We start from the raw sequence: 13,589 nt of genomic DNA, 5'->3' as shown, positions 1-13,589 counted from the left end.
CCGGGCACCTCGCCCACTTCCGTACGCGATACCCAGACCTGAAGTATGGTGAGACGCAAACTACATCACCATAATGGAAAATGCATCATCCGATTCATGATGTGTAAGGAGTCTCCATGTCAATGCCCGCACCCGGTCGGCCACCCCGTTCCCATCTGTATGTACCCGCCGACCAGCCGCGCTTCCTGCGCGCCGCGCCACGCTCGGGGGCGGACGCGCTGATCCTCGATCTGGAGGACGCCGTCGCTCCGGTGCGGAAGGACGAAGCGCGCGCCGCCGCCGTCGCTTTCGCCGATGAGCGCCCCGCCGAAGGCCCCGAGCTGTGGATACGGATCAACGAGGGCGCCCGGGGCAGGGACGACGCCCGCGCGCTGCTGGCCACGGGGCGCGTCGACGGCCTGTGGATGCCGAAGGCCACCGCCGGGGCCGACCTGGACGCACTGGTCGCGCTGATCGCCGGGGGCACGGACGGGGGCGCGGACGGGGGTGCGGCCGTCGCGCTCGGACTGCTGGTCGAGAGCGCCACCGGACTGCTCTCGCTCGGCGACACCGCTGGCCGCGCCGGAGTGCGGCATCTCCAACTCGGCGAGGTCGACCTGCGGGCGGACCTGCGCATGGCGCCCGACCCCGCTCCTGGGGACCACCTGCTCGACTGGGCCCGTGGCCTGACGGTCGCCCACACGGCCGCGCACGCTCTCGCCTCGGCCGTCGCGCCCGTGTCGGTGCACACCTCGGACCCCGAGGCGTTCCGCGCGTCGAGCGTGCGGCTGCGCGGGCTCGGCTTCCAGGGGCGGGCCTGTATCCATCCGGCTCAGGTCGCCGTCGCCAACGAGGTGTTCGGCGTCGACCCCACCGAACTGGCCGACGCGCACGCCCTGTTGGACCTCTTCGAGCGCCGGCTGACCGAGGGCAGTGGCGCGTTCCGCGACAGCGCGGGCGCGATGGTCGACGCGGCGACGGTCCGCCGCGCCCGCGAACTCACGGGCCGGAGTTAGCCCCCGTCCGGCGGATCAGACGGTGCCGTCGGGCGCCGTTTCGGCGGTCAGCCAGGCCAGGTACGGGGCATTGCCCCGTACCACCGGCACCGCCAGGATCTCCGGCACGTCGTAGTCGTGCGCCGCCGTCAGATGCGCCTCAAGTGCCTCGTAACAGGCGGCGGTCGTCTTGAGGAGCACCTGCCACTCCTCCGTCGTCTCGATCGCGCCCTGCCAGCGGTAGACGGAGGTGACCGGCGCCGAGATCTGCGCGCAGGCGGCGAGCCGCGCCTCCACCGCGCCCCGGGCCAGCGCCTCCGCCTTCGCGGCGCTGTCGGTGGTGGTCAGTACGGTCAGAAACTCGGCACCGGTCATGTGCGCCACTCCTTCGGTCGGGCCGCCGCCACCCACGATATGGCCCGCCCCCCGTCAACCGGCGTAACTACGGCTCGACTTGGCGTCCCGCAGGGCCAGGCCCCACCAGGCGATCTGGTCGAGCATGGCGCCGGCCGCCGCCTCGGCGCCCTTCGGGTCCCGGTGCCTGCCCTCCTTGTCGAAGAGCGCGCCTGCGTTGTGGAAGGAGACGGTGTCGCGTACGGACACGGCGTGCAGTTCGGCGAAGACCGTGCGCAGATGCTCGACGGCGCGCAGGCCGCCGGAGATCCCGCCGTAGGAGACGAACCCGACAGGTTTGGCCTGCCACTCGTGGAAGTGCCAGTCGATCAGGGCCTTGAGGGACGCGGGGTAGGAGTGGTTGTACTCGGGGGTGACCACGACGAAGGCGTCGGCCTCGGCCAGCCGGTGGGTGATCCCGGCGAGTTGGTCGCGGACCGGCGCGGACGGTTCGAAGGAGAGAGCGGTCGGCAGATCGGTGTCGGCGAGGTCGATCAGCTCGACGGTGAAGTCGGCGCGGGCGGCGGCCCGGGAGACGAACCAGTCGGAGATGACGGGGCCGAACCGCCCGTGCCGGTTGCTGCCCAGGATGACGGCGAGTTTGAGGGGCGCCCGGGTGTCGGTGTCATGCGTGGTGATGTCCATACGTCGAGCCTGATACTTAAACCATGGTTCAGGTCAAGCTGCCCCGACCCGCATGAACCATCTCGCCCGGAACGCCGAGGAAGCCACCGTCGGCGAACCGGCCTCGCGGGGCCCCGGACCCCGCAGGCTGATCGAGGAGTGAGCGGTCATACCGTGGGGCCCATGGCAGATCCCCTGGCACATTTCGAGGTTGTCGAGATCAACGGCGAGCCCGCCACGGAAGCCGCGCTGCGGGTTCCCGCGTTCAGCGGCTACGGGCACTTCACCGCGATGCAGATCAGGGGTGGCCGGGTCCGTGGCCGGGATCTCCATCTCGCCAGGCTCGATGCGGCCACCCGTGAACTGTTCGGCGCGGGTCTGGACGGTCAGCGCGTACGGGAACTGCTCCGGCACGCGCTCGGCGACATCTCCGACGCCTCGGCCCGCGTCCATGTGCACTGGCCGGAGGGCGACCAGGAGGCGCGGGTGATGGTCACCGTCCGGCCGCCGCAGACCAAGTCCGGCCGCCCGCACGGCCTGATGTCGGTGCCGTTCGCCCGCGAGGTGCCGCACATCAAGCATCTGGGCGGCTTCGGGCAGACGCACTATCTGCGGGCGGCCGGGCGCGCGGGCTTCGACGAGGCGCTGCTGACCGCGCCCGGCGGGGTGGTGACGGAGGGGGCGATCACCAACATCGCGTTCTGGGACGGTACGTCCGTGGTGTGGCCCGAGGCGCCTTCGCTGCTGGGGATCACCATGGCGCTGCTTGTGCCGCGGCTGCCCTCCGTACGGAGGCCGGTGACGCTGGCCGACCTGCCCTCGTACGCGTCGGCGTTCATCACGAACTCGCAGGGCATCGCGCCCGTCGACCGGATCGACGACGTGGCGTTCACGGTCGACCCGGAGCTGATGGGAACGGTGAGGGCGGCGTACGAATCGGTGGAGTGGGACACGGTCTGAACCGCCGCCGTCCCCGCCGCCGTCACCGCCCCCGGGCCGGCTTCCGGGGACCCTCACCCATTCGGCACGACGGGTGACCCGGCGTGTCCCGCTCCTGGTATCGCGGCTCCGACCTGCGAGAACTCCGACCGGCAAGCGGGACACGCCGCACGGACGGAGTCAATCTGATCCTCCATCAGCAGGCGTACGCGCCGGGCTGCGCCTTATCTCGGAAGAGACGAGAACCGCGCCGCCCCGGAGGACACCATGCGCACCACCGCCCGCCTGCTGACCGGTACCGCGCTGGCGGTCGCCTCGCTCGGAGTGTCCCTCTCGGCCTCCACCGCCGCGTCCGCCGGCGACCGGGGTGAGCTGGACCTGTATCCGTCGACGTCCGCGCCCGGGGCGACGGTCACGGTCAACACCACCGCCTGCGGCAAGAACGGCCACGGCACGGGCGACGCGAATTCGCTGGGCGCGGGCGAGTTCCGGCTGCGGCCGGGCGACTACAAGGACATCGTCGTCGGCCAGTTCCGGGTGCCCGAGAACACCCGGGCGGGCACCTACAACATCTTCGTACGCTGCGAGAACGGCCGGGAGGCCCGGGGCGACCTGACGGTCGAGCACCACCGTCAGCACCAGCCGTCCGGCCACGTACGGACAGGGGTCGGCGGCAGCGTCGGGCCCGACACCACCCAGATCGCGGCGGGGGCGGCCTTGCTGGCCGCCGCCGCCGTCGGCGGGACCTGGCTCCTGCGCCGCCGGGCGAGCGGCGCGCAGGACAGCTAGGACGTGGGCGGGCCGCGGCCTCCACCGCACCCGTGACCGCCGTGGCCCCCGCCTCCGTCATGCTCATCGCTGCCGGGGGCGGGGGAACAACTTCCGGAGGAACCATGTGCGCGAAGGTCGGCCGATGAGCGTCAAGGGCAGGGCCTGGCTGATAGCCGGCGCGGCGTGCGCCGGAGTGTGGCTCGTACAGAACGGCTCGCGGGACATCACCCCGCCGATCCCGTCGGCCGCCCAGGCGTTCGCCGCCGGGCCCGGCTTCCACACGGACGCCGCCGCCGACCCGATGCCGGCCTCCTCACCCGTACGGCTCCGTATCCCCGAGATCGGCGTCGACGCGCCCGTCACCCGGTTGGGTCTGGCGAAGGACGGCAGCCTGGACGTGCCGCCGGCCGAGAACGGCGATGTCGCGGGCTGGTACGGGCAGGGCACCGCGCCGGGCGCGAAGGGGACGGCGATCGTCGCGGGCCATGTGGACAACGCGCGTGGCCCGGCCGTCTTCTACAGCCTGGGCACCCTGAAGAAGGGCGGGCGGATCGAGGTCACCCGTGCGGACGGGCGGACCGGCGTCTTCACGGTCGACGCGGTCGAGGTGTACGAGAACGAGGACTTCCCCGACCGGAAGGTCTACGGAAAGGCCGACCGGGCCGAACTGCGGGTGATCACCTGCGGCGGCGGATTCTCCGAGAAGACCGGCTACCGGGGCAACGTCGTGACGTACGCGCATCTCATCGGTGTCCGGGGGCCCGGCTGACGCGCCGGCGGCGGGTTCGACCGTCAGGCGGTCCACTGGTCGAAGGCGAGCTTCGCGACCAGTGAGAACACCACGACGAGCAGCACCCCGCGGACGAACTCGCTGCCCTTCCTGAGCGCCATGCGCGCGCCGAACATGCCGCCCGCCAGGTTGAACACCGCCATCAGCGCGGCCAGTTGCCACAGCACGGTGCCCTGGTAGGCGAACATCGCGAGCGCCCCGCCGTTGGTGCAGACGTTGACGATCTTGGCGGTGGCGGACGCCGTGACCAGATCGAGGCGCAGCACGGCGGTCAGCGCCAGTACGAGGAAGGTGCCGGTGCCGGGACCGAACAGCCCGTCGTAGAAGCCGATCCCGCCGCCGACGAGGACGATCGCGGTCAGGTGCCGGCCCCGGGTGGCGGGCTCGCCCGCCCGCGCCCTGCCGAACGAGGGCCGCAGCATCACGAAGGCGGCGACACCGAGCAGCACCACCATGATCACCGGGCGCAGCACGTCGCTGCTGATCCCGGCGGCGAAGAACGCCCCCGCCATCGACCCGGCGAGAGCCATCAGCCCGATCCGCACGGCGCTCTTCACGTCCACCGGCGCCTTGCGCACATAGGTGACGGCGGCGCCGCCGGTGCCGACGATCGCGACCGCCTTGTTCGTGCCGAGGATGTGCGCGGCGGGTACGTGCGGCAGACCGAGCAGCAGCGCGGGCAGGAGCAGCAGTCCGCCGCCGCCGACCACGGCGTCGATCCAGCCCGCGGCGGCTGCCGCGAGGCAGAGGACGATGAGCGTGGTCAGCGATATGTCGGGCATGATCGTGAGCCTATGGGACGAGGTCGTTGTCCCTCACACCGATATCGGCGGAGGTGGTGGACACCACGTCCGCCGGTGCGTGGACCGGGGGCACGTGCGGCCTCACACGCCGCGCCGGCCCGTGCTGAGGGCAGCGTTCCGAGCGGGAAACAGTGGTGGTGCCGCCGGGTAACACCGGCCGCGCAGTCTGCGGACATGGCTGCTGACGGCGGGGCGACGGAGATCGTGGTGATCGGCGGGGGCACGGCCGGGGTACGGCTGGCCCAGCGCATCGCCGCCTCGCCCTCCGCCGCGACCGGGGCCACCCGGGTCACCCTGCTCGGCGAGGAGACGCACGCACCGTACAACCGCGTGCTGCTGGCCGACGTGCTCGCCGGGCGGTACGGCCCCGAGGTGATCGGCCTGCCACGGGTGACCGGGACCGAGCGGCGCGGTGTCCGGGCGGTGCGGATCGACCGTGCCGAGCGGGTGGTGCGCTGCGACGACGGCAGCGTCATCCCGTACGGCCGGCTCGTCCTCGCGACCGGGTCGAACCCCGTCCTGCCGCCGCTGCGCGGGCTCTGGGGGCCGGACCGCCACGGTCTGCCGGAGGGGGTGCACGCCTTCCGGACCATGGACGACTGCCTGGCGCTGTCGGCGGCGGTACGGCCGGGAACCAGGGCCGTCGTCGTCGGCGGCGGGCTCCTGGGGGTCTCGGCCGCCCGCGCGCTGGCCGAGCGGGGCGCGCAGGTGGTGCTCGCGCAGCAGGGCGAATATCTGATGGAGCGTCAACTCGACCGCGCGGGCTCGCTGTTGCTCAGGCGCCGACTGGAGTCGTGGGGCGTGGAGGTCCATACGGAGTGCCGGGTACGCGGCCTGGTAGTCGCCCAAACGGACTCCGGGGCCGGCCGAGTGGCTGCCGTCGAGCTCGCCGACGGTTTCCGTCTCGACGCCGAACTCACCGTCCTGGCCTGCGGCGTACGCCCCCGCACGGGCCTCGCGCGCGCCGCCGGGCTCGATGTCCGGCGCGGCATCGTCGTCGACGACGAGCTGCGGACGTCGGACCCCCGCGTCCACGCGATCGGCGACTGCGCCGAACACCAGGGCCGGCTCTACGGTCTCGCCGGCGCGGCTCTCGAACAGGCCGACGCGCTGGCCCGGTTGCTCACCGAGGACACCGCCGCCGAAGGACCCGCGACCCGCTACACCGGCACCCGATCCCTCACCCGCCTCACCCTCTCGCCCCTCGGCGGGCACACGCCCGAGGCCCCGCTCCCGCTCGACCTGGCCGCGTTCGGCGAGACGACACCCCTGCCCGGTGACGATGTCGTCCAGCTGACCGACGCGACGCGGGGCGCCTACCGCAAGGTCGTCGTCCGTGGCGACCGGCTCGTCGGCGGTGTGCTCCTCGGCGACCTCACGACGATCGGCGCGCTCGCCCGCACCTGGGAGGACGACGAACCGCTGCCGCCCACCACCCCGCTGCTCCACCTGCTCACTCCCGACGGAGGCTCCTGAGATGCCCGACACAACGTCCCTGCCCACCATCGTGGTCGTCGGCCACGGCATGGTCGGCCAGCGGTTCCTCGAAGCCCTCGCCGAGCGCGGCACGACCGGTCGGGCACGGATCGTGGTGCTCTGCGAGGAGCCGCGCCCCGCCTACGACCGGGTCCGGCTGACCTCGTACTTCTCCGGCCGGACTCCGGACGAACTCTCCCTGGTTGAGCCGGACTTCATGGCCCGGCACGGCATCGAGCTGTATCTGGACGACCCGGCCGATTCCGTCGACCGCGCCACGCGCACGGTCACCTCACGCGCCGGGCTGACGTTCACGTACGACACGCTCGTGCTGGCGACCGGCTCCTACCCGTTCGTCCCGCCCGTGCCGGGGAAGGACGCGACCGGCTGTTTCGTCTACCGCACGATCGAGGACCTGCTGGCGATCGAGGAGTACGCGAAGACCGCCCGCACCGGCGCCGTGGTGGGCGGCGGGCTGCTGGGTCTGGAGGCGGCGGGTGCGTTGCAGGGGCTTCAACTCGACACCCACATCGTGGAGTTCGCGCCCCGGCTGATGCCGGTCCAGGTGGACGACGGCGGTGGCGCCGCGCTGCTGCGCACGATCGAGGGCATGGGGCTGACCGTCCATACGGGCGTCGGCACACAGGAGGTGACGACGGACGCGGCGGGTGCCGTCAACGGCATGGTCCTGTCGGACGGTTCGGTCCTGGCGGCGGATCTCGTCGTCTTCTCGGCGGGTGTACGGCCCAGGGACGCGCTCGCGCGGGACGCTGGGCTGCGGGTCGGCGAGCGCGGCGGCATCGCGGTCGACGAGCGGTGCCGTACGTCGGACCCCCGGATCTTCGCGATCGGCGAGTGCGCGCTCACATCCGACGGGCGGGTGTACGGGCTGGTGGCGCCCGGCTACGAGATGGCGCGGACGGCGGCGGACGCGATCGCCGAAGTCACCGAGGACGCGGCCGAGTTCACCGGGGCCGACCTCTCCACGAAGCTCAAGCTGCTCGGGGTGGACGTCGCCTCGTTCGGCGACGCGCACGGTGCGTCCCCCGGCTGCCTCGACGTCGTCTACGCGGACTCCCGCTCGGGCGTCTACAAGAAGGTCGTCGTCGGCGCGGACGGGGCGCTGCTCGGTGGCGTGCTCGTCGGTGACGCCGACGCGTACGGGATGCTGCGCCCGCTGACCGGTTCCGTGCCGCCGGTACCGCCGGAACAACTCGTCCTGCCACCGGGGGCCGGCACGCCGGCCGCGCTCGGTCCGGCGTCGCTGCCCGACAGTGCCGTGATCTGCAGCTGCCACAATGTGACCAAGGGCGCGATCACCGCGTGCGCGACGCTGCCTGAGGTGAAGCAGTGCACCAAGGCCGGTACGGGCTGCGGCAGTTGTGTGAAGGTGATCGGCCGGCTGCTGCCCACGGCGGGCGACGGCGGACTCTGCGGCTGCTTCCCGCACACCCGTGGCGAGTTGTACGAGATCGTGCGGACCCTGCGCGTGACCTCGTACGCGTCGCTGCTCGACTCGCACGGCCGCGAAAGCGCGCGCGGCGGTGACGGCTGTGAGATCTGCAAGCCGGCCGTCGGCTCGATCATCGCCTCGCTCGCGCCGACGCTCGGGCTGAGCGGCCATGTCCTGGACGGCGAACAGGCCGCGCTCCAGGACACGAACGACCACTTCCTCGCCAACTTGCAGCGCAACGGCTCGTACTCGATCGTGCCGCGTATCCCGGGCGGTGAGATCACCCCGGCGAAACTGATCGTGATCGGCGAGGTGGCCCGGGACTTCGGGCTCTACACGAAGATCACGGGCGGCCAGCGCATCGATCTTTTCGGTGCGCGGGTCGATCAACTGCCCCGGATCTGGGAGCGGTTGGTGGCCGCAGGCTTCGAGTCGGGACATGCGTACGGCAAGGCACTGCGCACCGTGAAGTCGTGCGTCGGCCAGACCTGGTGCCGTTACGGGGTGCAGGACTCGGTCCGGATGGCCATCGATCTGGAGCTGCGCTACCGGGGGCTGCGCGCACCGCACAAGCTCAAGTCTGCGGTCTCGGGCTGTGCCCGGGAGTGCGCGGAGGCGCGCGGCAAGGACTTCGGGATCATCGCGACGGCGGAGGGCTGGAATCTGTACGTCGGCGGCAACGGCGGCGCCGAGCCGCGCCACGCGGATCTGCTGGCGCGGGATCTGGACGACGAGTCGCTGGTGCGGCTGATCGACCGCTTCCTGATGTTCTACATCCGCACCGCCGACCGTCTTGAGCGCACCTCGGCGTGGCTGGGCCGGATCGAGGGCGGCCTCGACCATGTGCGGGACGTGGTCGTGCACGACTCGCTGGGGCTCTGCGACGAGTTGGAGCGGCTGATGGCCGACCATGTGAGCGGCTACCGGGACGAGTGGGCCGAGACGCTGGGGGATCCGGAGCGGCTGCGGCGCTTCGTCTCCTTCGTCAACGCGCCGGACGCGCCGGATCCGACGGTGCGGTTCGTGCCCGAGCGCGACCAGATGAAGCCGGACCTGACGTTTCTGACGCTGGAAGGGGTCTCCGCCCGATGAACGCGCCCATTCTTCAACTCCTCGTCGGCGAGGACTGGTTGCCGGTCTGTGAGCGGTCCGCGCTGATCGCGGGCCGTGGGGTGGCCGCGCTGCTGCCGGACGGCCGGCAGGCCGCGCTCTTCGTGGACCGGGCGGGCCGCACGTACGCGATCGACAACCGCGACCCGTACTCCGGCGCCCAGGTGCTCTCGCGCGGGCTGACCGGCACCAGGGACGGCCGCACCTATGTGGCATCGCCACTCCTCAAGCAGTGCTTCGACCTGGAGACGGGCCGGTGCCTGGACGACGACTCGGTGGCGGTGACGGTCTATGCCTCACGCGTCGGTCATTGAATCAAGACGATCTTGACCGATCGTTCTGGTTGAGACTTGAGTCTCGCGCGTGGCCAGGACCAAGGAATTCGATCCGGACGCCGCGCTCCAGTCGGCTCTTGAGCTGTTCTGGCGGCGCGGCTACGAGGCGACGTCCCTGGCGGACCTCGTCGAGCACCTGGGGATCGGGCGCGCCAGCATCTACGCGACGTTCGGCAACAAGCACGAGCTGTATCTGAAGGCGCTGGACCGGTACAGCGAGTCGCGCGACCCGTCGCTGCTCGACGCCCTCTCGAAGCCGGGTCCCGCGCTGCCGGCGGTACGGGCGATGGTGCGGGGGTTCGCCGCCGAGGCAGGCACCGAGCCGGGGCGCGAGAAGGGCTGCTTCGTGACCAACACGGCGGCCGAACTCGGGCCGCACGACCGCGAGGCGGCCCGCCGGGTCGAGTCGAGCTGGCAGCACATCGAGACCCTGACGCACGCGGCCCTCGTCCGGGCCCGGAACCAGCACGAGCTGCCGGCGGACCGCGATCCGCGCGCGCTGGCGCGGATGCTGCTCGTACTGATGCAGGGTCTGCGGGTGGTCGGCAAGACCTCGGGGGACCCCGCGCGGGTCCGTGACGCGGCCGAGCAGGCGCTGGCCCTGCTGGACTGACGAGGACCGGCGCGTCCCACCCGGACACATCGCCCGCCTGGGCGGGCTCTCAGCTGGCCTCATAACAGAATGATCGGTCCAGAAAACAGCGACCGCCGTCAGTCTCCGGGAAGATCCGAAAAGGGAGTCACCCATGTCCGCTCGCTTCACCGACAAGACCGTCCTCGTCACCGGCGCCGGTTCCGGCATAGGCCGCGCTGTCGCCGTGGCGTTCGCGGCCGAAAGCGCCAGGCGGCTCGACGTCGCCGTCAACAACGCGGGGATCTTCCGGGGCGGCACGCCCGTCGCCGACCTCCCGGCCGAGGACTGGCAGGCGATGCTCGACATCAACGTCACCGGTGTCCCTGTACTGCCTCCAGGCCGAGATCGCCCAGATGCGGGCGGACGGCGGCGGCGCCGTCGTCAACATCTGCTCCAACCTCGGCGAGACCCAGGCCGACCGGGCCGCCCGGATGAATGAACAGTCGCCGCTCGGGCGGGTGTCGGCGACGAAGGATGTGGCGGCGGCGGTGCTGTATCTCGCCTCGCCGGACGCGGCGTCCGTCGTGGGGACGGACCTTGTCATCGACGGCGGCGCGGCGGCCTGAGCCCCGCGGTCTTCGCGATGTCCGCGATCTCAGTGGACGGTGTCCCGGAGAGAGTCTCGGCACCGGGTGTTGGCCCCGGCGCGCCGCCGACGCGTCTGGAAGTCGCGCCTGGAAGTTCAGACGGTGGCCATCCGGTCGCTCTACGCTGTCGTGCGCACGTCACCTCACGCCCACCCCACCACCATGGAGCGGCCCAGTGGAACGTCGCAATTTTCTGCGTGGAGCGGTCATCGGAACCTCCACGGCCGCACTCGGCGGCACACTCTGGCGCGGCGCGGCCTACGCCGACCCCGCGCAGCCCGGCGCGGGACCGTACGGTGCGCTCGCGGCGGCCGACGGCAACAACATCCGGCTCCCCGCCGGGTTCAGCAGCAGAGTCGTCGCGCGGTCCGGGCAGACGGTGCCCGGTACGTCGTACACCTGGCACAACGCCCCTGACGGCGGCGCCTGTTACGCCGACGGCAGCGGCTGGATCTATGTCTCCAACTCGGAGATCAACCCCTCCGGCGGCGCGGGCGCGGTCCGTTTCTCCGCGGCGGGCGCGATCACCGGCGCGTACCGCATCCTCTCCGGCACCCGGCAGAACTGCGCGGGCGGCAGCACCCCGTGGAACACCTGGCTCTCCTGCGAGGAGGTGAGCCGCGGGTATGTGTACGAGACCGATCCGTGGGGCGTGAAAGCGGCGGTACGGCGCGACGCGATGGGCCTGTTCAAGCACGAGGCCGCGGCGGCCGACCCGGAGCGCCGGGTGATCTATCTGACCGAGGACGAGACGAACGGGTGCTTCTACCGGTTCACGCCCGCCAGTTGGGGCGACCTCTCCGCGGGCACGCTTGAGGTGCTGCGGGCCGGCACCGCCACCTCGGGCTCCTTCACCTGGGCGACGGTGCCGGACCCGGACGGCTCCCCGACCCAGACCCGTGACCAGGTCTCGGGCGCCAAGCGGTTCAACGGCGGCGAGGGCTGCTACTACGCGAACGGCTCGGTGTGGTTCACCACGAAGGGCGACAACCGCGTCTGGCGGGTCGATCCGGCCGCCGGTACCTATGAGTTGGCGTACGACGACTCGCTCGTCAGCGGCGGCGGCGCCCCCCTGACCGGCGTCGACAACGTCACCGGTTCGTCGTCCGGCGATCTGTTCGTCGCCGAGGACGGCGGGAACATGGAGATCTGCGTGATCACTCCCGATGACGTCGTCGCGCCGTTCCTGCGCGTCGGCGGGCAGTCGGGCTCGGAGATCACCGGTCCGGCCTTCTCGCCGGACGGGTCGCGGCTGTACTTCTCCAGCCAGCGCGGTACGAGCGGCAGTTCGTCGGGCGGCATCACCTACGAGGTGACGGGGCCGTTCCGCACGTAGTCCGTCCCGTCCGACCCGCCGTCCGACCCACCGTCCGACTTCCTGGACCGGCCGGGCAGCTTCTGGGCGCCGCCACGCAACAGGGCGGCGCCCAGCGGTGTGAGCGTGTGCAGGACGGCGTTGCCGTGCCGCAGGGTCACCACGAGCCCCGCCTCGCGCAGGACGCACGCGTGCTGGCTCGCCGAGGCGAGTGACACGTCTGCCCTGCGGGCGAGTTCGCTGGTGGTCGTGCCGTGCTCGATCGCGCTCAGGACGGCCGAGCGCGTACGGCCGACGAGCCGGCCGAGTGACGCTCCGGCGCCCCGCCCGCCGTGGCCCGATGCGACCGGGGTGTCCGCGTACGTGACGGGGTAGACCAGCACCGGCGGCAGCGCCGGGTCGCGGTAGACGACCGGTGTCACCCGGCAGAAGTACGAGGGCTGGAGCAGCAACCCCCGTCCGTCCAGCCGCAGTTCGCGGTCCACCGGGTAGTCGGCCTCCAGGACGGGGGCGCGCCAGCGGAGCATCGGCGGGAGCGTGGCGAGCAGTTCGTCCGTACCCCCGTCGAGCAGCGCCCGGCCCCGGACGACACGGTCCGCCTCGGCGCGGGCCCTGATGTGCGGCCAGTACGGCTCCACCGCCGCCCGGTGGTACGCGCTCAGCGCCCCGGCGAGCCGGCCCAGCTCCGCCGGGCCGCCGTCGGCGAGCGCGGCGGTCCTGCCGGGGCGGGCGGCCGGTCCGGCAGGCAGCAGGGCCAGTTCCGTACGGACCCGCTCCCCGGGGGTCGCGCGCAGCGCCTCCAGCCCGTCCACGAGCCCGAATCGGCTCTCCGGTGGCGTCAGGAAATCCGGGAAATAGCCCCGGCGGGGCACGAGCGCGTTGAGCAGACGTGTTTCACCCTTCAACTTCACCCGTGCTTCCGCGCGCCATTCCCCGAAAACGAGTGCGCCCCGCCGGTCCCGCAATCGGTGAAAGCTGAGAATCGTTTCCCACAACGGATCGGGACCGGCGGCCATCCTGACCCCGCCGAGGTCTCTCCCCGTGAAATGAATTCGCAGCACCCATCCCCCACTTGTTGCATCCGCAATCGACACCAGCGATGAGTATGCACGCCATCACAGGCCGTCACCACGGAGTTTCAGCCACAGTTGAAACGCGTCGCGTGTTCCGGGTGCGAAACGAAAGGCTGTACCGGGTCGGGCGCGAAACCCGAACCACCGAAAAGGCGCTGTGAAGGCCGTGGGGGGCTTTGCGCGCTCGGCGGCGGTCGGTGAGGGTTACGGCTCCGCGCCCGGCCCGGAAAATGGGGTGGGGGCCGGGGGTTGGGGTGCACCCGCCGCCCCCCCCAGTGTTTGTGGTACGGCCCCAACACATTGGGGAAGAGC

13 protein-coding genes and 1 pseudogene are annotated in these 13,589 nt (G+C 71.7%); 10 read left to right on the top strand and 4 right to left on the bottom strand.

The features are described from left to right. Window positions 1-116 precede the first annotated feature (116 nt). On the top strand, window positions 117-995 hold the full coding sequence (locus ACFWV8_RS05370; RefSeq protein ID WP_384198172.1) for an HpcH/HpaI aldolase/citrate lyase family protein: 879 nt from the start codon (window positions 117-119) through the stop codon (window positions 993-995). A 15-nt stretch (window positions 996-1,010) separates the two neighbouring features. Here the strand turns inward: ACFWV8_RS05370 and cutA are convergent, their stop codons facing one another. Together cutA and ACFWV8_RS05360 are read right to left on the bottom strand one after the other, a co-directional pair. Further along, window positions 1,011-1,349: a divalent-cation tolerance protein CutA gene (cutA, locus tag ACFWV8_RS05365; protein ID WP_384198170.1), complete on the bottom strand. Its 339-nt coding sequence runs from the start codon at window positions 1,347-1,349 to the stop codon at window positions 1,011-1,013. 54 nt (window positions 1,350-1,403) lie between these two features. Beyond that, window positions 1,404-2,012 carry an NADPH-dependent FMN reductase gene (locus tag ACFWV8_RS05360; RefSeq protein WP_384198168.1) on the bottom strand — a complete coding sequence of 203 codons (609 nt, stop codon included), beginning with the start codon at window positions 2,010-2,012 and terminating at the stop codon, window positions 1,404-1,406. Between the two features lie 162 nt (window positions 2,013-2,174). On the opposite strand from ACFWV8_RS05360, the gene ACFWV8_RS05355 reads away from it, so the two are divergent. The 3 genes from ACFWV8_RS05355 to ACFWV8_RS05345 all read left to right on the top strand — a co-directional run bounded on the left by ACFWV8_RS05355 (window position 2,175) and on the right by ACFWV8_RS05345 (window position 4,470). Then, window positions 2,175-2,951: an aminotransferase class IV gene (locus ACFWV8_RS05355; RefSeq protein ID WP_384198167.1), complete on the top strand. Its 777-nt coding sequence runs from the start codon at window positions 2,175-2,177 to the stop codon at window positions 2,949-2,951. A 246-nt stretch (window positions 2,952-3,197) separates the two neighbouring features. Next, window positions 3,198-3,719 (top strand): hypothetical protein, encoded by a 522-nt coding sequence (locus ACFWV8_RS05350; RefSeq protein ID WP_384198165.1) that lies wholly within the window; start codon window positions 3,198-3,200, stop codon window positions 3,717-3,719. Between the two features lie 124 nt (window positions 3,720-3,843). Then, window positions 3,844-4,470: a class F sortase gene (locus ACFWV8_RS05345; RefSeq protein WP_384198163.1), complete on the top strand. Its 627-nt coding sequence runs from the start codon at window positions 3,844-3,846 to the stop codon at window positions 4,468-4,470. Between the two features lie 23 nt (window positions 4,471-4,493). Here ACFWV8_RS05345 and ACFWV8_RS05340 read toward each other — a convergent pair whose 3' ends face one another. Further along, the gene (locus tag ACFWV8_RS05340) at window positions 4,494-5,273 is read right to left on the bottom strand and encodes a sulfite exporter TauE/SafE family protein (protein ID WP_384198161.1); all 780 of its coding nucleotides are present in this window, start codon (window positions 5,271-5,273) and stop codon (window positions 4,494-4,496) included. A 195-nt stretch (window positions 5,274-5,468) separates the two neighbouring features. Here ACFWV8_RS05340 and ACFWV8_RS05335 point away from each other — a divergent pair, with 195 nt between their 5' ends. The 6 genes and pseudogenes from ACFWV8_RS05335 to ACFWV8_RS05310 all read left to right on the top strand — a co-directional run bounded on the left by ACFWV8_RS05335 (window position 5,469) and on the right by ACFWV8_RS05310 (window position 12,225). After that, complete coding sequence (locus ACFWV8_RS05335) at window positions 5,469-6,770, top strand: NAD(P)/FAD-dependent oxidoreductase (protein ID WP_384198159.1); 1,302 nt, start codon at window positions 5,469-5,471, stop codon at window positions 6,768-6,770. Between the two features lies 1 nt (window position 6,771). Next, window positions 6,772-9,315 (top strand): nitrite reductase large subunit NirB, encoded by a 2,544-nt coding sequence (gene nirB / locus ACFWV8_RS05330; RefSeq protein ID WP_384198157.1) that lies wholly within the window; start codon window positions 6,772-6,774, stop codon window positions 9,313-9,315. Beyond that, window positions 9,312-9,647: a nitrite reductase small subunit NirD gene (gene nirD, locus ACFWV8_RS05325; RefSeq protein WP_384198155.1), complete on the top strand. Its 336-nt coding sequence runs from the start codon at window positions 9,312-9,314 to the stop codon at window positions 9,645-9,647. The genes nirB and nirD overlap by 4 nt, the downstream gene beginning before the upstream one ends. A gap of 49 nt (window positions 9,648-9,696) precedes the next feature. Then, window positions 9,697-10,281, top strand: coding sequence for a TetR/AcrR family transcriptional regulator (locus tag ACFWV8_RS05320; RefSeq protein ID WP_384198153.1), 585 nt, complete (start codon window positions 9,697-9,699; stop codon window positions 10,279-10,281). Between the two features lie 133 nt (window positions 10,282-10,414). Continuing rightward, window positions 10,415-10,868: pseudogene (locus ACFWV8_RS05315) on the top strand (SDR family NAD(P)-dependent oxidoreductase). Window positions 10,869-11,064: 196 nt separating this feature from the next. After that, window positions 11,065-12,225: an alkaline phosphatase PhoX gene (locus tag ACFWV8_RS05310; RefSeq protein ID WP_384198151.1), complete on the top strand. Its 1,161-nt coding sequence runs from the start codon at window positions 11,065-11,067 to the stop codon at window positions 12,223-12,225. Here ACFWV8_RS05310 and ACFWV8_RS05305 read toward each other — a convergent pair. Continuing rightward, window positions 12,195-13,265: an ArsR/SmtB family transcription factor gene (locus ACFWV8_RS05305; protein ID WP_384198149.1), complete on the bottom strand. Its 1,071-nt coding sequence runs from the start codon at window positions 13,263-13,265 to the stop codon at window positions 12,195-12,197. The two genes, ACFWV8_RS05310 and ACFWV8_RS05305, sit on opposite strands and share 31 nt — an antisense overlap. Window positions 13,266-13,589 lie beyond the last annotated feature (324 nt).

This window comes from Streptomyces sp. NPDC058665 (genome assembly GCF_042714995.1).
Classification (GTDB): domain Bacteria; phylum Actinomycetota; class Actinomycetes; order Streptomycetales; family Streptomycetaceae; genus Streptomyces.
Note: the sequence above shows the minus strand (reverse complement) of the source record. Positions and strands in the feature narration are given on the sequence as shown.

Bases quoted from the DNA above. Each gene is read 5' to 3' on its own strand.
- ACFWV8_RS05345 (WP_384198163.1), top strand. From the start codon at position 3,844: ATGAGCGTCAAGGGCAGGGCCTGGCTGATAGCCGGCGCGGCGTGCGCC.
- cutA (WP_384198170.1), bottom strand. From the start codon at position 1,349: ATGACCGGTGCCGAGTTTCTGACCGTACTGACCACCACCGACAGCGCC.
- ACFWV8_RS05350 (WP_384198165.1), top strand. From the start codon at position 3,198: ATGCGCACCACCGCCCGCCTGCTGACCGGTACCGCGCTGGCGGTCGCC.
- ACFWV8_RS05370 (WP_384198172.1), top strand. From the start codon at position 117: ATGTCAATGCCCGCACCCGGTCGGCCACCCCGTTCCCATCTGTATGTA.
- ACFWV8_RS05340 (WP_384198161.1), bottom strand. From the start codon at position 5,273: ATGCCCGACATATCGCTGACCACGCTCATCGTCCTCTGCCTCGCGGCA.
- ACFWV8_RS05335 (WP_384198159.1), top strand. From the start codon at position 5,469: ATGGCTGCTGACGGCGGGGCGACGGAGATCGTGGTGATCGGCGGGGGC.
- nirD (WP_384198155.1), top strand. From the start codon at position 9,312: ATGAACGCGCCCATTCTTCAACTCCTCGTCGGCGAGGACTGGTTGCCG.
- nirB (WP_384198157.1), top strand. From the start codon at position 6,772: ATGCCCGACACAACGTCCCTGCCCACCATCGTGGTCGTCGGCCACGGC.
- ACFWV8_RS05360 (WP_384198168.1), bottom strand. From the start codon at position 2,012: ATGGACATCACCACGCATGACACCGACACCCGGGCGCCCCTCAAACTC.
- ACFWV8_RS05355 (WP_384198167.1), top strand. From the start codon at position 2,175: ATGGCAGATCCCCTGGCACATTTCGAGGTTGTCGAGATCAACGGCGAG.